29 protein-coding genes are annotated in these 17022 nt (G+C 42.4%); 26 read left to right on the top strand and 3 right to left on the bottom strand.

All coding sequences use genetic code 11. The features are described 5' to 3' along the window. The first annotated feature begins 40 nt into the window (after positions 1–40). From BCT34_RS23025 to BCT34_RS24710, 20 genes are all read left to right on the top strand, one after another. Positions 41–649, top strand: a complete 609-nt coding sequence (locus BCT34_RS23025; protein ID WP_076650890.1) for a sugar O-acetyltransferase — start codon at positions 41–43, stop codon at positions 647–649. Between the two features lie 317 nt (positions 650–966). Continuing rightward, a complete protein-coding gene (locus BCT34_RS23015) occupies positions 967–1380 on the top strand; it encodes a GFA family protein (RefSeq protein WP_076650891.1) in 414 nt (137 codons plus the stop codon). Positions 1381–1382: 2 nt separating this feature from the next. Then, entirely contained in the window at positions 1383–2015 is a 633-nt protein-coding gene (locus BCT34_RS23010) for an RraA family protein (protein WP_076650892.1), read from the top strand. A gap of 62 nt (positions 2016–2077) precedes the next feature. Next, positions 2078–2566: a GNAT family N-acetyltransferase gene (locus BCT34_RS23005; RefSeq protein ID WP_083702743.1), complete on the top strand. Its 489-nt coding sequence runs from the start codon at positions 2078–2080 to the stop codon at positions 2564–2566. An 18-nt stretch (positions 2567–2584) separates the two neighbouring features. Beyond that, entirely contained in the window at positions 2585–3430 is an 846-nt protein-coding gene (locus BCT34_RS23000; RefSeq protein WP_076650894.1) for an MBL fold metallo-hydrolase, read from the top strand. Positions 3431–3515: 85 nt separating this feature from the next. Continuing rightward, the gene (locus BCT34_RS22995; RefSeq protein WP_198593467.1) at positions 3516–4025 is read left to right on the top strand and encodes a nucleotidyltransferase family protein; all 510 of its coding nucleotides are present in this window, start codon (positions 3516–3518) and stop codon (positions 4023–4025) included. A gap of 139 nt (positions 4026–4164) precedes the next feature. Continuing rightward, entirely contained in the window at positions 4165–4581 is a 417-nt protein-coding gene (locus tag BCT34_RS22990; RefSeq protein WP_076650896.1) for an NUDIX hydrolase, read from the top strand. A gap of 23 nt (positions 4582–4604) precedes the next feature. Continuing rightward, a complete protein-coding gene (locus BCT34_RS22985) occupies positions 4605–5012 on the top strand; it encodes a VOC family protein (RefSeq protein WP_076650897.1) in 408 nt (135 codons plus the stop codon). Positions 5013–5089: 77 nt separating this feature from the next. Continuing rightward, a complete protein-coding gene (locus BCT34_RS22980; RefSeq protein ID WP_017078753.1) occupies positions 5090–5524 on the top strand; it encodes a GNAT family N-acetyltransferase in 435 nt (144 codons plus the stop codon). Between the two features lie 88 nt (positions 5525–5612). Continuing rightward, positions 5613–5969 (top strand): hypothetical protein, encoded by a 357-nt coding sequence (locus BCT34_RS22975; RefSeq protein ID WP_076650898.1) that lies wholly within the window; start codon positions 5613–5615, stop codon positions 5967–5969. A gap of 35 nt (positions 5970–6004) precedes the next feature. Then, the gene (locus BCT34_RS22970; RefSeq protein WP_076650899.1) at positions 6005–6475 is read left to right on the top strand and encodes a GNAT family N-acetyltransferase; all 471 of its coding nucleotides are present in this window, start codon (positions 6005–6007) and stop codon (positions 6473–6475) included. A gap of 87 nt (positions 6476–6562) precedes the next feature. Next, the gene (locus BCT34_RS22965) at positions 6563–6907 is read left to right on the top strand and encodes a hydroxylase (RefSeq protein ID WP_076650900.1); all 345 of its coding nucleotides are present in this window, start codon (positions 6563–6565) and stop codon (positions 6905–6907) included. Positions 6908–7026: 119 nt separating this feature from the next. Next, positions 7027–7443: a VOC family protein gene (locus tag BCT34_RS22960; protein WP_076650901.1), complete on the top strand. Its 417-nt coding sequence runs from the start codon at positions 7027–7029 to the stop codon at positions 7441–7443. A 42-nt stretch (positions 7444–7485) separates the two neighbouring features. After that, a complete protein-coding gene (locus BCT34_RS22955; RefSeq protein WP_076650902.1) occupies positions 7486–7908 on the top strand; it encodes a GNAT family N-acetyltransferase in 423 nt (140 codons plus the stop codon). A gap of 86 nt (positions 7909–7994) precedes the next feature. After that, a complete protein-coding gene (locus tag BCT34_RS22950) occupies positions 7995–8402 on the top strand; it encodes a GNAT family N-acetyltransferase (protein WP_076650903.1) in 408 nt (135 codons plus the stop codon). Positions 8403–8468: 66 nt separating this feature from the next. Beyond that, positions 8469–9050, top strand: coding sequence for an HD domain-containing protein (locus BCT34_RS22945; protein ID WP_076650904.1), 582 nt, complete (start codon positions 8469–8471; stop codon positions 9048–9050). A 134-nt stretch (positions 9051–9184) separates the two neighbouring features. Beyond that, the gene (locus BCT34_RS22940) at positions 9185–9442 is read left to right on the top strand and encodes a hypothetical protein (protein WP_076650905.1); all 258 of its coding nucleotides are present in this window, start codon (positions 9185–9187) and stop codon (positions 9440–9442) included. Between the two features lie 348 nt (positions 9443–9790). Next, positions 9791–10249, top strand: coding sequence for a DUF302 domain-containing protein (locus tag BCT34_RS22930; RefSeq protein WP_076650906.1), 459 nt, complete (start codon positions 9791–9793; stop codon positions 10247–10249). A 227-nt stretch (positions 10250–10476) separates the two neighbouring features. Then, positions 10477–10992, top strand: a complete 516-nt coding sequence (locus BCT34_RS22925) for an adenylate kinase (protein ID WP_076650907.1) — start codon at positions 10477–10479, stop codon at positions 10990–10992. Positions 10993–11112: 120 nt separating this feature from the next. Then, positions 11113–11337, top strand: coding sequence for a hypothetical protein (locus BCT34_RS24710; protein WP_076650908.1), 225 nt, complete (start codon positions 11113–11115; stop codon positions 11335–11337). Positions 11338–11433: 96 nt separating this feature from the next. Here the strand turns inward: BCT34_RS24710 and BCT34_RS22915 are convergent, their stop codons facing one another. Beyond that, positions 11434–11766, bottom strand: a complete 333-nt coding sequence (locus tag BCT34_RS22915) for a PBPRA1643 family SWIM/SEC-C metal-binding motif protein (RefSeq protein ID WP_076650909.1) — start codon at positions 11764–11766, stop codon at positions 11434–11436. A 336-nt stretch (positions 11767–12102) separates the two neighbouring features. On the opposite strand from BCT34_RS22915, the gene BCT34_RS22910 reads away from it, so the two are divergent. From BCT34_RS22910 to catB, 3 genes are all read left to right on the top strand, one after another. Next, positions 12103–12504, top strand: a complete 402-nt coding sequence (locus tag BCT34_RS22910) for a nuclear transport factor 2 family protein (RefSeq protein ID WP_076650910.1) — start codon at positions 12103–12105, stop codon at positions 12502–12504. Between the two features lie 52 nt (positions 12505–12556). Next, positions 12557–13288, top strand: coding sequence for a glucose 1-dehydrogenase (locus tag BCT34_RS22905; protein WP_076650911.1), 732 nt, complete (start codon positions 12557–12559; stop codon positions 13286–13288). A 92-nt stretch (positions 13289–13380) separates the two neighbouring features. Then, positions 13381–14007 (top strand): type B chloramphenicol O-acetyltransferase, encoded by a 627-nt coding sequence (catB, locus tag BCT34_RS22900; RefSeq protein ID WP_076650912.1) that lies wholly within the window; start codon positions 13381–13383, stop codon positions 14005–14007. Positions 14008–14063: 56 nt separating this feature from the next. On the opposite strand, the gene BCT34_RS22895 is transcribed toward catB, so the two are convergent. Then, positions 14064–15242: a BamA/TamA family outer membrane protein gene (locus BCT34_RS22895; protein ID WP_076650913.1), complete on the bottom strand. Its 1179-nt coding sequence runs from the start codon at positions 15240–15242 to the stop codon at positions 14064–14066. A 118-nt stretch (positions 15243–15360) separates the two neighbouring features. Further along, positions 15361–15726 (bottom strand): cytochrome c, encoded by a 366-nt coding sequence (locus BCT34_RS22890; protein ID WP_076650914.1) that lies wholly within the window; start codon positions 15724–15726, stop codon positions 15361–15363. Positions 15727–15933: 207 nt separating this feature from the next. On the opposite strand from BCT34_RS22890, the gene BCT34_RS22885 reads away from it, so the two are divergent. The 3 genes from BCT34_RS22885 to BCT34_RS22875 all read left to right on the top strand — a co-directional run bounded on the left by BCT34_RS22885 (position 15934) and on the right by BCT34_RS22875 (position 16944). Further along, positions 15934–16185 (top strand): Rho-binding antiterminator, encoded by a 252-nt coding sequence (locus BCT34_RS22885; protein WP_076650915.1) that lies wholly within the window; start codon positions 15934–15936, stop codon positions 16183–16185. Positions 16186–16193: 8 nt separating this feature from the next. Further along, positions 16194–16427 carry a hypothetical protein gene (locus BCT34_RS22880; protein ID WP_076650916.1) on the top strand — a complete coding sequence of 78 codons (234 nt, stop codon included), beginning with the start codon at positions 16194–16196 and terminating at the stop codon, positions 16425–16427. 67 nt (positions 16428–16494) lie between these two features. Beyond that, positions 16495–16944, top strand: a complete 450-nt coding sequence (locus BCT34_RS22875; protein WP_076650917.1) for a GyrI-like domain-containing protein — start codon at positions 16495–16497, stop codon at positions 16942–16944. Positions 16945–17022: the final 78 nt, after the last annotated feature.

The raw sequence follows: 17022 nt of genomic DNA, 5'->3' as shown, positions 1-17022 counted from the left end.
TATTTATGCCGACTAAGGCAATGATCAAATAGGTTCAAACATGGATATAAAGGCGAAAATGCACAGCCAAGACGTTTACTACTGTGACGATGTTGATTTGGTTGCTGAGCAAACTCAATGCTTAGAAGTGCTATACGATTTTAACCACACCCGTCCGAGCCAAGGCGATAAACGTCAACAAATCATGAAGCAGCTGTTCGCCGAAGTTGGAGAGGGCTGTTACATCGAACCACCACTGCACGCGAACTGGGGGCGTCACACGCACCTCGGTAATAATGTATACGCTAACTTCAACCTAACGCTTGTGGATGATACTGATGTGTTCATCGGCGACAACGTGATGATTGCACCTAATGTAACTATTGCAGCAGGCACACATCCTATTAGCCCTGAACTCAGGCTAAAAGCAGCTCAGTTCAATGTTCCTGTTCGTATTGGCAATAATGTTTGGCTAGGCGCGCACACAGTTGTGCTACCTGGTGTCACCATTGGTGAAAACTCAGTAATTGGCGCTGGTAGCATTGTCACCAAAGACATCCCAGCCAATGTCGTTGCAGTTGGTAATCCCTGTCGTGTGGTTCGCGAAATCAACGAACGCGACCGAGAGTATTACCACAAAGATCGCCGCATTCCAGATGAGCTAAAGTAAGCGATTTTCCTCATAGCTGAAATTAGCTATGACATAAGCCATTGTTATGCAATCGCTTGATCAATTTGGTAGAGTGACGGTTCAATGAGCATGGAGGTTTTATAATGGGAACTGTAATCGGGCTGGTGATACTCGCTGCAATAGATTGGTATCTTTTTCGAAAAACAGGGCTTCATATTCATCAATGGATCTCTAAAAAGTATGCCGCGTATCTGTCGGAGAAGAGCAACAATAAATAGTCTTTTCTTGTTCAGTCATCGGTATACAAAGCGTTATCCACTATTAATTTTACACACATTGCAAAGATTGGAGGACTCATGAAAGGTAAAGGAAAGTGTCTATGTGGCTCGGTTGAGTTGGAAGTAGAATACGCCAGTAATGAATTGGGGGCTTGTCATTGTAGTATGTGTAGAAATTGGTCTGGCGGTCCGATGTTAGTCATTGATTGCGCTGATTCAGTTAAAATATCAGGTGAGTCAAATGTAGTGAGATATAAGTCATCAGATTGGGCGGAAAGAGGCTTCTGCGGCAAATGTGGCACTCATTTGTTCTACTATTTGGTGCCAAATAATCAATACCACCTTCCTATCGGGTTATTGATGTCAGAGGATGACTACAAGCTAACTCATCAGATATTCATCGATGAAAAACCTGAATACTACGAATTTAAAAATGAAACACAAAATATGACGGGTGCAGAAGTATTTGCCTACTTTGAGAGTGGAGAGTAAATATGAAGCCAGATTTTTCTAAACTAGCGACAACCGAGTACGGAAACATATTGAATAACGACCACTTTATTAACTTTAGTATTGGTCCTCTTTGGCAGGGAATGCCGCGAATTTTTGGTGAAGCTTTTACTGTTCAGTTAACGTCTGGCGATAATTTAATGCTTCATTCTGCGATATACGAAGCACCAGAAGGTTCCATCATTGTAGTGGATGGAGTTGATAGCGAATATGCAGTTGCAGGTGGAAATGTATGTGCAGTCGCTAAGAACAGAGGTATTAAAGGTTTTATTATTGACGGTGTCATTCGAGATTTGAGTGAAATTTCAGACATGAAGTTTCCAGTTTTTGCGAAGGGTGTTCATCCAGTACCAGGAAAGAAAGAGGTTTATTCTGAACTGGGTACTCCAATCATTTGCGGGGGAGCCAAGGTCTCTACGGGAGATATCATTGTTGCAGATGTAGAGGGTATTGTCGTTATTCCTCAGTCAAGAAAAGATGATGTGTTTTTAATGGCTTCAAAGAAAGCAAAAGAAGAGGCCTCACTAACACTCGCTGAGTGGGAAATAAACCATAGGGCCAAAATAGCCCAAGCAATAACGTCTGCGAAACAAAAAACTGAGAGCACTGTAATCTGATTCGTAATGCGCGGCATATTTACCTATTAATAAGCGTTAGACAATAACGAATAAATTAGCCCATGGAGAAGAGAGTGATCGTACGGATTGCGACGAAAGAAGATTCAAGTATCTTGTTAGAGTTTATTGAACAAAAAGCTGACTTTGACCGAAGTATGAAAGGGTTTAGCGGTGAGATCTCGACAACTATAGAGAAAATCGAACGCACACTATTCGGTGATTACGCATTTGCCCATGCTTTAATATTGGAACGGAATAGTGAGCCTTTTGGCTTCGCACTGTATCACTATCGATATTCATCCTTCAGTGGAGAGCCATCAATCTGGCTTGACGACCTATTGGTTACAGGAAATCAAAGATCAAAAGGGTATGGCCGTGAACTTATGTTGGCTTTAAAGTCACAAGCGAAGTCATCGTCCGCCTCTCACATCTCATGGACGGCAAGTCCGCACAATAAGAAAGCGCATGATTTCTACAAAAGGTTGGGTGCAGAGGTTGAGCGAATGGATGGTCAAAGACCTTATTTCCGTTGGGCAATGTACGATTCGTGATCACATAAAAAGAGAACTATGAAAATAACGACGCTGGTTGATAACTCTCGACTGGATAATAGGAAAGATTTAGCCGTTGAGCGCGGACTATCACTGCATATTGAAACTGAATCGCTAAAGATCTTGTTCGATATGGGAAGTGGCGATACGTTTTGTCAAAACGCACCATTACTGGGTATTGATATCAAAGATGTAGACCTCGCCGTCATATCACACAGGCACCATGACCATTGTAATGGTGCTGCCGATTTTGTTGCTCATAACTCTAAAGCCAAAGTATTTTTGAAACACAGTGATGAGCGTAGCTACTACTTCCGCGCTTATGGTTTTAAAAATAATGTCGGTATTAATCCGGATTTACTGAAAAATAGTAATGGTCGCTTGAAATTCGTGAATAAGACGACAGAGATTACGCGTAACGTATTTATCATTACTGATATCAGCGATAAATACGAAAAGCCAAAAGGGAATCAGTACCTTTATACAAAATCTCAGGACAAATGGAAGCAGGACTCATTCGATCATGAATTACTGTTAGTGATTAAAGAGCCGGACGGTTTAGTTATATTTACTGGTTGTGCGCATAGTGGCGTTCTCAATATGATTGATACAGCGGTTACTCTGTTCCCAGGAGAGAGAATAAAAGCCGTTGTCGGGGGCTTCCATCTAGTGGGGTTACCATTGTTCAATAGTATTGGTGGCACAAAGCAAGACATTAGAGATCTTGGATTGACGTTGTCTCAATACCCCATTGATAAACTGTATACAGGGCACTGCACAGGCAAGAAAGCTTATGGCTTGTTGAAAGAAGTATTAGGCGAGCGTCTGGAAGCAATGCCGACAGGTCGGCGTATTCATGTGTAGCGTTGGTCAAACCTTAGATGGATGTTAGTTAGGTCACGATGAATAAAAAAAACTAAAGAACCTCATTCAACAAGTTCCTGAGCTAATCGAAACAGCAAAAGTATGTCGTGAGGTGGGCTTGCCAAACTTCTATATTGCAGGCGGTGCTATCACTCAAATCATCTGGAATGATATCGAAAACAAACCGCTTCTAGACCAAGTTAAAGACTTCGATGTTGTCTATTTCAATAATGCTTCAGCCCTCACTGAGGACGAATTCAAAAACCGCATTCGTTCGCGGTTAAGTCATTGTGTCGACGTGGACGTAAAGAACCAAGCGACCATTCATGAGCATTACGCTAAGAAGTTCGGTTGCTTCATTCAACCATACGATCGTGTTGAACAAGGTATCGAGTCTTGGCTTTCTGCATTTGCTATCGGGTTTACTTTGGATGATTCAGGCGGCATCAAGGTGTTTTCACCATACGGTGTAGAGGATGCGTTTGATATGCTGATTAAACCGAATAAGCGAGCAATGACAGAAGCGAACTACAACAAAATGACGGCTGGTTATAAGGCCCGATGGCAGCAAGTAAAAGTATTCCTTTGGGATTGATCGATAGAGCTTTACGAGATGATTCTCAACATTTGGTATTTAACTCGGCTTTGCGTTAGTGGTAAATTTGAACGCAATCTCAGAATTGTTAGCCACTTAGCTGTTCGTTTGTCTTTTAGTAAGAATTAAGGAGTTTTAAGTGAGTCAGGAAGTAAGAGTAGGTGTCGCTGCGGTTATTCTACGTGAAGGGCGAGTGTTACTTGGAGAACGAATTGGTTCTCATGGGGCTCATACTTGGGCAACGCCGGGCGGACACCTTGAATGGGGGGAAAGCATTGAAGAATGTGCCAAACGCGAAACACTCGAAGAGACGGGCTTAGTTGTTAGTGCATTTGAGAAGCTATCTTTTACCAACGATATTTTTGAGAAAGAGAACAAACACTACATAACGTTGTTTGTTGTTGCTTCTGATGCTAGCGGCGAACCACAAATAACAGAACCTGATAAATGTAAGCAATGGAAATGGTTTAAGTTAGACGAGTTACCTGAGCCCTTGTTTCTTCCTCTAACAAATCTGTTGAGCGATCCGACCGTCCTTGGGAAGTTATCTCAGTAATAAAAGAATGAGACAGAAAAATCATGACATTACGAGTAGTTCCAGAGCTTTATTGTTTCGATATTAATATGAGCAAGTCCTTCTTTGTCGATGTGTTAGGTTTTGATGTGAAGTACGAGCGTCCTGATGAGGAGTTTGCTTATTTAACGCTTGATGGTGTTGATGTGATGCTTGAAGGGATTGCGGGCAAAAGTCGAAAATGGCTTTCAGGTGATCTGGAGTTACCTTTAGGGCGCGGGATTAATTTTCAATGGGATGTTATCGACATCGAACCTCTATATCAAAGAGTAAACGAACTCGCCGCTCATTCTATTTACTTAGCGTTAGAGTCAAAGTTTTATCAATGTGGGAATTCGATCGCGACTCAGAAGCAGTTCATCGTTCAAACCCCAGACGGTTATCTCTTTAGGTTTTGCCAAGATATTCTTTAACACATAAACCTTATTGGCTATTCAATTCTTATGAGAAACACGACTAACTAAATACCCGCATAAACAAGGAGAGTAGAGTGGTCAACATTCGGGAAATGGCAATTTCAGACTACGACTCAGTGATCGCGTTGTGGTGCCAAACAGAAGGCATGAGTATTCGCGATGCCGATTCGAAAGAAAGCATTGCGAGCTATTTAGATCGTAACCCTGGTCTGAGTTTTGTGGCTGAAAGTAACAACGAGATCATTGGCGCTGTGTTAGTAGGAACGGATGGACGTCGTGGGTATTTACAACATTTAGCTGTCTCGGCCAACTTTAGAGGACAAAAGTTAGGTTGTAAGCTTGTCGCAGAGGCGGTCAACGCACTTGCAGGGTTAGGCATCCCGAAGACCCACTTGTTTGTCTATAACGACAACATCAATGCTCAACAGTTTTACGAAAAGTTGGGCTGGTTTCCTCGCGATGAAGTCCGAATGTACTCGTTTAATAGCTCGGATAATAGTAACGTTTAGCCTTAAAGATTCGTGTGGGCTGAGATTGAATTTGTAACAGATTCGCAGGCATCCGCCCAATATCAAAACAATCCTGGAGTATTTTGAAATGTTGTTTTCTAGCCTGTCTAAACCATTGGTTCATGGCTCCGAGTTATGTTCTGAACTGCTCAATTTCTTAACCGAGCATAAGAGTGATTTCGAAGAAAAGTTAATCCCTGATCTGTCATACATCGATGATATGGCACATGTGGTGAACGGTATTAAAATCAAAGACGTTCTACACATCAATTCGAATCAATACCGACTTCAATATTCGTTTGATTGGGAGCTGTTTCTAGGTTGTTCAGGCAGGAATGAAACTGGCGTAGAGAATGGAAGTGTTTTATTCACACTAGAGGACGATAACCTTCTTAATATCAATTTCCCAAACTACGACTCTCGAGATACTAGCGATGAGCTTTAGTCGGATTTCGTGGGTGTTATAGAAAAGGAACAACAATGATAATTATCGAAAAGCTTGAAGAGTCACACGTCACGTTAGTCCAAGCTATCCAACTAGCCGATGAACAAGTCAAGTTTGCAGGAACAGCCGCTGAGTTTTTGTTAGACGGCAGTGATACAACGCACTTGCACGTGATTAAGTCTGATAACGAAGTAGTGGGTTTCTTTAAGTTGGATATTGCTTACGCAGAGCACTACGAATTCTGCCCTGAAGGAAGCATTGGGTTAAGAGCCTTTGCTGTTGATAAAAACCAGCAAGGTAAAGGTTTAGGGACTGGTGCGGTGAAGGCTTTGTTTCCATATTTAAAAGCCAATTACGCAAAGTATGACTCGATTTACTTAACCGTGAATTGCAAAAATCCTGCAGCATTTAACTGTTATAAGAAAGGCGGTTTCGAAGACTCTGTTAAGCAGTATTTAGGTGGCGCAGCAGGTCCGCAATTTATCATGCGTGGTCGGATCGCTTAGTGATATTAAACTGGTAATCGTTAATCAAAAATTACAGAGTCGCTGTATGTAGATTGAGAACCTTAGATAAGACCAAAAGGAAATTTGATGAAAGTTCAGTATCTTGAAATTGTAACCCCAGAAGTAGACGTCGTTTGTGCTACATATGCTCAGATCTACAATGTGAAGTTCAGTGATGCTGATGTGAACCTCGGTGGGGCACGCACTGCAAAGCTGTCTAATGGTGGTGTAATAGGTGTTCGAGTACCGCTTCGTGAAACTGAAGAGCCAACGGTTCGTCATTACACCTTAGTCAAGGATATTCACTCCGCAGTGAGTGCAGCCGAGAAGCTAGGCGCTGAAGTAGCGGTACCACCCATGGAATTACCACGGCACGGTATGTGTGCGATCGTTATTCAAGGCGGTATCGAAGTTGGCTTCTGGGAGTTATAGGTGATGCATAATCTTTAGACTGTGAACGACTGTATACGACGATTAATGATGTGGAACCTAGTGTCCTTGCCAGCTTCATGACATCATTCAACACAGCTAAAACCCCAACAAGGTATGTTATGAAACAGAATATTGTCCACATTGCTCTAGTGGTAAAAGACTACGATGAAGCGCTTGATTTCTATGTAAACAAGCTTAAGTTTGATCTCATCGAAGATACGTATCTACCAGAAGAGGATAAGCGTTGGGTTGTTGTTGCTCCACCAAATTCAACGGGCGTGAGCCTGTTACTTGCGAGAGCTTCCAAGCCCGAACAGCTCGATTTCATCGGAAACCAAGCTGGTGGACGTGTGTTCCTATTCCTAAACACCGATGATTTCTGGCGTGATTACGAGCGGATGACTTCTTTGGGCATTAACTTTGTCCGAGAGCCTAAAGAACAGGCTTACGGTACTGTTGCTGTATTTGAAGACCTCTATGGAAATTTGTGGGATTTGCTTCAGTTAGATCCAAATCACCCTGTGGCGAATAGATAGTTCAAAACCTTTATTCTAGTCATACGGATTAGGAGGAGCGACATGGAAGTCAGAAAGTACCAACCCAAGTATTTAACCGCTTTACAGGTGCTATATCTAGAATCAAGACAGAACACCTTTCATTGGGCTGATGCCGACGCTTTTAAGTTATCTGATTTCGACCAAGATACCGAAGGTGAGCAAGTATGGGTTGCCGTTTCTGGTGAAAAGCTTTTAGGCTTTGTTTCTGTTTGGGAGCCTGATAGCTTCATCCATCACTTATATGTTAGCCCGCAAACGCTACGCAGTGGGGCTGGCTCGGCTTTACTCAATACCTGCAAACAACATTACTCTGATCTCACATTGAAGTGTCTGACTGCCAATGAAAATGCCATTGGTTTTTATCGCTCGCAAGGCTTTGTAATTTCGACTACTAAGGGAGTGGGTTTAGATTGTTATCACTTAATGACCTACCAAGCTGAGTAATAATAAGCTTAGTAATAACAATCATGGCAATCACAAGCGCTTCAATTTCAACAAGGGTAATCAAGTAGGGAGTTTAAACCGAGAATATGGAAATAAAACAGATTTCAGCGACTGAGGTACTTCCGGTTAAGCATCAAGTGCTTTGGCCTGACAAACCGATGGCGTTTTGTATGGTGCCAGATGACGAACAAGCAACGCATTACGGCGCGTTTGTTGGTGAACAACTGGTTTGTGTCGCGTCTATCTATATCCAAGATAATGAAGCTAGGCTGAGAAAGTTTGCCACGCTGCCTGAGTTCCAAGGGCAGGGAATCGGTTCAAACGTGATTGAGCATGCGATCTCTAACATCAAAGATTTAAACATCCCATATTTTTGGTGCGATGCGCGTACTACGGCTTTAGGTTTTTATCAAAAGTTTGGCATGGCTGTAGAAGGCAATGAATTTGAAAAATCGGGCATTGCGTATTACAAAATGTCGGTTCATTGGAAGTAACGCTTCTCTTTAGCTCTGCTAACCTCCGCGCCGCTAAATCATCAACTTAATTTAAGGAAGCTCATCGTGGAAGAAATCAAAGGCATTTTGCAGTTCATGGTCGAAATTGAAAAATTAAAGGATGTCCATCGACAAACAAAACCCGTTGGATTGGATCGATATGAAAACTCCGCTGAGCACAGTTGGCACGTCTGTTTGAGTGCACTCATGTTGAAAGACTATGCCAATGAAGAAATCGATATTACGCGAGTGATGAAGATGCTGTTGATTCATGACCTTGGGGAAATCGATGCTGGAGACACCATCATTTATGCCAGTGAAACCGAAGAAAACAAACTCAAAGAGAGAAACTGCGTCGAGCGCTTGCTGAACTCTTTGCCGAGCCATTTAAGAACCGAGTATTTGGAATTATGGCTTGAGTTCGAAGTGGGTGAGTCATCTGAAGCTCGGTTTGGTAAGGCGATCGATAGAGTACCGCCTTTGCTTCATAACATCCATGGTGGTGGCCACAGTTGGAAGAAACACAACATATCCAAAGACAAAGTACTGACCTTTAATGGTGAGCGTATTTCTAAAGGCAGTCGTGCTCTATGGAAAGAACTAGAAGTACAACTTGAAGGAGCTGCTGATAAAGGGCTACTAAAGTAGATTCAAGATATATGGCACTTATCTTGTGTCTCATTTCTTTCTAATAAAACTTCAGTGGGTAACAATAAGTTCGAGAAACGAGTGATAAGTTGTTAGTATGCATCAACTTTATAAATGTTAGTTGGCTTATATAAATGCTTGATAATAAGTACATTAAACACCCTTATCACTGTGAGCAGTGTAACGCACTTACTCCACACCTAGCTGTTAATGCTTCCGATACTGAATCTAAAGCGGAAGCTGCATCTGAAAAGAAACAATGGAAGTTAGGCGTGCTGATGGAGTACTTGATGACGTTATTGTTTAAAGATGACAATAATGTTCCCGGTTTTTATGTCGACAGTGATTACGAATACCAGTGTGAAAAATGTGGAACCAAGTCGTGGCATTAATTGGGTATGAAAATTGTACGTGACCCTAATTTTAGTCTCTAATTCTAGGCTCTGATCTTAGAAATCAACTTGCTTAAAGAATTCGATTCACTAAAGGATGGAAGAGGGACTGGGCTAATACAGCTTGATGTGCAAGGCACTATTGATTTTGATAACCAGACATTCAAGCTTCAAAGCCAATGGTTGGAGTCGAATTAGCTTAAACTGATGATAATAAGACGCATTAGAAAAGTGATCCTCTCTGCAAACTGAGAGCGGAAACGCGTCTATACTGACATGGCTACGTCGCTGATTTTAGAAGTGGCGCTATGCATGTAAGTTTGATTAAGTTAAATCTCAGAGGTGACGATGAAAAAATTACTACCACTATGCGCTATTTTACTCTCGGCATCATTTTCTGCTGCGGCTTCTGATGGTTTGATTAAATACCAAAGTAATTACTCAGTGAAAGAGACTGCTGACCGCTTTGAAGATATCGCCAAGAGCAAAGGTTTGACCTTGTTTGCGCGAATCGACCATAAGAAAAACGCGAGTAAGGTCGATCTGGAATTGAGACCAACGGAAGTCATCATTTTTGGTAACCCGAAAGTAGGGACACCATTAATGCAATGCGCTCAAGAAGTCGCGATAGATTTACCGCAGAAGGTGTTAGTCACTGAGGATTCTAATAAGAAAGTATGGCTGTCTTACAATGATCCTAATTACTTGGTAGAGCGTCATGCGATCAATGGCTGCGATGAGGTCGTTAAGAAAATATCGGGTGTACTAAGTAAGCTATCAAAAGCGACAGTGGCCAAAGCTAAATAGCTGAGCCCAAGATTAATCGTGTGATATGGCTAGTGTGGCCGTATTGACAACTAAGCAACAATATATAAAAGAAACTTTATGAAATTAAATTTAGCGCAACCTAACCAACGAATTATCATCATTCCATAGGAATGGTGGGATAGTTGATGCGCTTTATTTATCGAACCCACCTATAAGGTGGGTTTTATGTATCTGTCTTATGGGTTTATCTGAATAGAGGAAGTCATATGAAAAAGATCGCAGTTTTTGGTAAGCCAGGCAGCGGAAAGTCCACCATTAGTAAAGCGTTGGCTCTAGCCACAGGTATAGAGCTTCATCAGTTGGACTCAATTGTTTATAAAGCCAATGGTGAGTTTGTTGAACGTGAAGTGTTCGATCAGGTTCACGACCGCATACTTAAATCAGAAAGCTGGATCATTGATGGCTTTGGGCCGTTAGGTTCATTCAATACACGATTAGAAGCCGCGGACACTTTGGTGTATATCGACCTTCCTTATCCAATTAGCTACTGGTTTGTGACTAAGCGAATGCTCAAAGGCTTATTTGTGAAACCTGAAGGCTGGCCTGATGGGAGCTCAGTTATAAAAGGCACGATACAAAGTTATAAGACCCTAAAGCTGTGCCCGAAATTTTGGAATGATGATTTTAGAGCGCGATTAGAATTACGTGCAAAAGAAAAAGACGTTCACATTATCAGCAGCGTGAGTGAATTGAATAACTTTGTTTGCCAACATGTCACTTAACATGCAATGTTTGAGCTTGCTTAATTGCTTGTAACCTCATGAAAATATGTAGATTAAATACGATGTGTGGCATATTTGTCATATGTTAATTTTGTACATCTAGCTAAGGTTATAAATATTATGTATGGAAGTGAAAAGACGAGAGCGTTCTGCTGTAACTGTAAGGAAGTAACACTGCATAAGTACACAATGTTCAGCAACCAAGTACAAAAAGCCCCACAAAATGAAAAGAAACCAGGGTTGCTTGGAATGATTTTATCGTCGCTAGTTTCAAGCGGCGCAACAGGTGACTATCAATGTATAAAGTGTGGAACTAATTTACGTACGCCAGATAATTTAGACTGATTTTGGTTTATACAAATAAAAACGGGAAGATCATTAATGATCTTCCCGTCAGGCATTGCTAACTCATCGTGCTATTGGCAGTTTGAGTGAGAAGGGTTATGCGCAACACTTCTTGTATTTCTTACCACTACCGCATGAGCATGGATCGTTACGGTTAGGTGTCTTTTCAAACGTCATCGTTTTTGGCTTGTTCATTAGAGTATCAAGCTCGATGGTGTTCTCTTCTTTGTCTGCGTCTACCGTAACGGTAACGAAGATAGCATTTTCAGCAGCTAGAGCTTCTACTTCTGCTTTACGAGCTTCAGTTTGAACCATAACCGTGATTGGTGATTCTTCAGTACCCGCTTTTACATCGCGGTTTACGTTGTAGCCAGCAAGAACGTGGTTTTGTCTTGTTTCGATACGGCCTTTGAAAAATAGTTTCGACATTGGGTGCTCATTAAAATTTGGATGACGCTATTCCGGTGTTGGGTAGCGTTATAGAGCGGGGGATTATACGTATATATTCGAATTGATAAAGATGAGAAAGAAACATAGCAACGATTCAGTTTGGATCGGCGAGTATATACAACAGAGCTGTCTCTAAAATTGAGCTGTCTAGTAACGCCTTCAAACATAGATGAGTGCATTGGCCACATTATTCATGATTCAAATCTTGCGGCATAGCTCGGTTTTGTTAATTTATAGAACCGGATATTTGCTGTGTTACATATCTCCCGTTAATGTGTTTGAAAACAGACTAATAGCCAACACATAGGATTAGAAATGACACCAAAACAAGTGGTATTAGGATTTTGGGATGCAATGCGCACCAATGATTTTGCTAAGGCGAGTGAATGGCTCGCTGAAGACTTTGAAGGTTTTTGGCCTCAGTCGTCTGAATTAACGATAGGACGCGCTAACTTTTCAGCAATCAACTCTGAATACCCAGCTAATGGTGTTTGGGAATTCACGCTCAATTCAATTGTCTGTGAAGGCGATACGGTAGTCACGGACGTTTCGGTTACTGACAGCGTATTGAAAAACCGAGTGATTACCTTTCACACAGTTGTTGATGGTTTAATTAAAAAGCAAACTGAGTTTTGGCCAGACCCATTTGAGGCGCCAGCGTGGCGATCGCAGTGGGTTCAGGTTGTGTCTAACGATCAGTTCGTAGCGAAGAGTTAACTTATAGCGAAAAATCAGTTTGTATCGACTAAAAAAATAATAGGGGGTTTTCATGAATAAGGTAGTGATTGTAACAGGCGGAAGCCGAGGTATCGGCGCAGCGACGTCGAAGCTATTGGCTAAACAAGGTTATGCAGTATGCGTTAACTTCATACACAATGAGTCGCGAGCTGAGGAACTGGTTAATGATATTCGTGAGCAAGGTGGCACCGCGATTAGTGTGCGTGCGGATGTGTCTGTTGAATCGGATGTGAAGTCTTTGTTCGAGATTGCTCGTAATAAACTCGGCCCAGTGACTCACTTGGTTAACAATGCTGGGATCTTGTTTACCCAATCTGCATTGGTAGATATTGAATTGGATCGGTTTGAAAAGGTGATGAAGTCAAACGTGTCGAGCTGCTTTCTTTGCAGTAAAGCCTTTATCAAACAAGTAGATGGCGCGGGCTCGATTGTGAATGTATCATCTGCCGCTTCTCGTACAGGCGCACCGTTTGAATACGTCGATTACGCAGCATCGAAAGGTGCTATGGATTCTCTGACCAAAGGCCTATCGTTAGAGCTTGCATCACGCAATATCCGAGTTAATGGTGTAAGGCCGGGTTGCATCTACACAGAGATGCACGCAGACGGTGGAGAGCCTGATCGCGTAGACAGATTGGCTTCACAATTACCATTGCAGCGAGGTGGCACACCAGAAGAGGTCGCTAACTCTATTGCATGGCTATTATCAGATGAAGCTTCTTATGTAACCGGCTCGTTTATTGATATTGCGGGTGGGCGTTAAACCGTTGCAGCCTTTACACTAAGAGAAAACAGTTAAACCATAAATACGCATCAAAAGTACCTAACTAAAAGAACGAAACTAAGAGTACAAACATGAAAAACTATTTCGAAAGTCCATTTGTTGGGAAATCACTTAAAGAACAAGTGACCAACCCAAACATTATTGTGGGTGAGCACAGCTACTACTCGGGTTATTACCACAATCACAGCTTTGATGACTGCGCGCGTTACCTATTCCCGGATAGAACCGACATCGATAAGCTGATCATTGGCAGTTACTGCTCGATTGGTTCAGGTGCCGTATTTATGATGGCGGGCAATCAAGGCCATCAAAACCAATGGGTGAGTACATTTCCGTTCTTCTACCAAGACGATGATAAGTTTGAAGGTGCGATAGACGGCTTTGAACGCTCTGGTGATACCGTGATTGGTAACGATGTATGGATTGGCACAGAAGCCATGATCATGAGTGGTGTTAAGGTGGGTGATGGTGCCATCATCGCAAGTAGAGCGGTTGTGACAAAAGATGTCGCACCATACTCGATTGTCGGCTCAAACCCAGCACGTCACATCCGTTTTCGTTTCAATGAAACTGAAATCGCTCAGTTGTTAGAAATGAAATGGTGGGAATGGAGCGAAGAACATATCAAAGGCGCCATGTCGTTGATGTGTTCTTCAGATATCGATGGCCTTTACCAATACTGGAAAGCGTTCAAGTAACCGTCGTTCTCTCATGGTTACCATTTTAAGTTATCGTGTAAGCGCAGCTTAATGAATTAGATACCGGCACCGACTTGGAAGTAGAGGGCGGTATCTTCTTCACTGAACGCTATATCAATCCCTGAAATCAAACCATAGCGTCTTGCGATAAGGTAACGAAAACCGACGCCATAAGCAGCATGAGAGCTTTGATCAAACATGTCTTTATCGCTGTCGCCCGCATAACCAATCCCCGTGAATACAGCCGTTGACCAACGGGGTGTCCACTGTTTGCTCACTTGAACTTCTGCCGCGATGGTGTGTTCACCTTGATAGCGATTTCGGGCGATACCTCTGAGGTCAATGTCTGGATAATATTGAGGGGAAAGCACGCGTTCATTCGTAGACAGTGATTTGTACTGACCTCGCAATGCTAAATTCCACTCCTTGTTTAACTCCCAATAATTCAGCCCTTCTAAATTAAACGTTTGATAAGTGTAATCACTGCCAATCGCATCACCAAACCAAAGGTATTCCGCGACATAGTTGTAGCCTTGCGTGGGGTTTAGGAAGCTGTTTTTACTGTCGTATTCGGCGATCAAACCTAAACCAGAAGAGGTCGGTGACGTGTTGCCGATGTTGTTTAAGATCTCTTGCGCTTTAGGATGATTGTTGAGTGAAAGAGTGGGTGCGAAGAATTGTTGAGAAAACCCAAGTAACCATTGAGTATCTGGCAATCTAAATTGGAGTTTTTGTATCCCACCGATGCCTTTTAACCCTAGCTCAACACCTTCGTTCGGCTCTAGCGGAGACAATGCATTCGGAGAGCTTTGTCGATAGAAGGTCATGTTGATATCGCCATAACCTAAACCGCCGAGGTAGCGTATGGAATCTTCCTTCCAACTACGCTTGTGACCAACAAACGCCATCCAAGTGCCATTCTCGGTTGCAAAACCACCGACCGCAGTGATTGCAGGGGTGAGAAGTTGCGCGCCGCCATCGATAGAGCGTTCGGCCAGTTCTTTACGTGTGTTTTTCTGTTCTTCAGATTCGTGCATGAAGATACCGGTGAAACCACCACCGTATCCGACGGCAGGTTCTGTAATCAGTATCGGAACAGGAAGAAAACCGTAAGCATTTTCGGCAAGGTATTCTCCCATATCCAGTTGACCATCAATTTCATCGATAAAGCTGACGGCGTGTGCCGCCGATGAAGCAAGTATCAGGCTACTCAGTGCCAAGGGTTTAAAGGTCATAACATTCCGTATTATTCACTGTCCATTAAATTGAGTGTAATCAATTAAATAGATAGCGCAATAGAACAGCTAGCATTAACCGAGATATGTGTTCAAAAGGCGAATGGAACAGCGTTTATCATTGAATCGCTTCTACGTACGTCAGAATATCCAGAGCATCTTGTTTTGTGATAACGCCTTGCCATGCTGGCATACCTTCCTCAATATCACCTTCCAAAATATCATCAACCAAGCCGTTTTTAGTCGTAAAGAATTCGCCGAGTTTATTTGGAATATTAGCGGGTTTGTTCGGCAAAGACGCAGACGTTGGGCCATCACCATGACCTTTGTCGCCATGGCACACCTGACAAAGCTGTCGATATTTGGTTTTGCCATTGGCGAAATGGCGGGCATCCACTTCTGAAGCGGCACTCGCATTAAACGCCATCATTGAAGCGACTAACCCCAAGAAAGCTAGCGCGTGTAAATGGTTCATGTGTTTCATTGTTGTATTCTCGATTATTATTTAACAATGAAAGAATAAGCATGTGTGAGTAGAAGAAACGTGAAAGGGTAAGCCTGACTAAACCAAATTCAAAAGTCCGTTAGGTTGTAGAAGGTCATCAATGTGATACAGGTAAATGATTGATTATATGCATATTGCATAGTATGGCGTGTCGCATTAGCGTGGTGGATGAATTGGAGGGGTATTATGATTAGTTGCAACGATTACGATTACATTGAGATTGTGTGTATGCACCGATACCCAATCAAATTAACGCTGAAGTCTGGCGAACAGATTGAGTGTGTCGGATTAGATACCCAACGCAATGAGAGCCGCGAAGAGTGTATTAAAATTAGCATTCAAGATGAGCAACAACTTGTCGTTTTAACTCAAATAGCGACACTAGATGTCTGTGTCGACAACCCTCATTTTCAGCATGTCTCATTTAAAGCGTCATAGGTTGTCAAATGAATAACACGATAGAGCAACGTTATTGCACCGCGTGCCGAGAAGATACACAGCATGTCGTTATCTTGGTGCGCAAGAAAAGTGCGTTTGCAGATAAGCCCAATCAAAAACGAAGCGAGTTTTGGGCCGGCGTGATAAAAGGTTGGTTCCTCGGTCCGTTTATCGCGTCAATGGATGAGTTTTCTCGTCACCTTGTGTGTGAAAAATGTGGCCATAAAGAGATAGAAGATTAGTCGTGTTAGTGTGCGAAACTTTGGATTCAATACAATTAGAGCGTCTATTGGCTTAGGAATAAAACAGATGAAAGTAGAAACGATTGAAGCCGTAAAGGCGTATGGTTTTTCTGTAAGAACCACCAACACCGATGAAGTTGACCCAACCAAAGCCAAGATAGGTCAACTATGGCAGGGCTTTTTTGAGCAAGCTTTTCTAAAGTTAACCCCAGATTCAAAAGTGTACGGTGTCTACACCAATTACGAGTCTGACTTTACGGGCAAGTTTGATGTTATCGCGTGCACTAATGCGTTAACGGATCAGAATTTAGATGCGCTTGTAGAAACCGAAATACAAGCAGGTAAGTACTTAACGTTCTCTGCTGAAGGTGAATTGCCGCAAGCGGTGATCGATCTATGGGGTGAAGTGTGGGCGTATTTCAACGATGCAGACTGCCCACATGTTCGAACTTACACGACAGACTTTGAATTTTACAAAGGCGAAACGGCAGTCGAGATTTCGATAGCGATTCAATAAGCTTTTAATTGTAAGTTATTGATAGAAGGTTCATGATAATAAAAGAGCCACTCTCTGATGAAGTGGCTCTTTTTTGTT

The sequence above is a fragment of the Vibrio sp. 10N.261.45.E2 genome, from assembly GCF_002875705.1.
Classification (GTDB): Bacteria; Pseudomonadota; Gammaproteobacteria; order Enterobacterales; family Vibrionaceae; genus Vibrio.
This window is presented reverse-complemented; position numbering and strand designations above follow the sequence as displayed.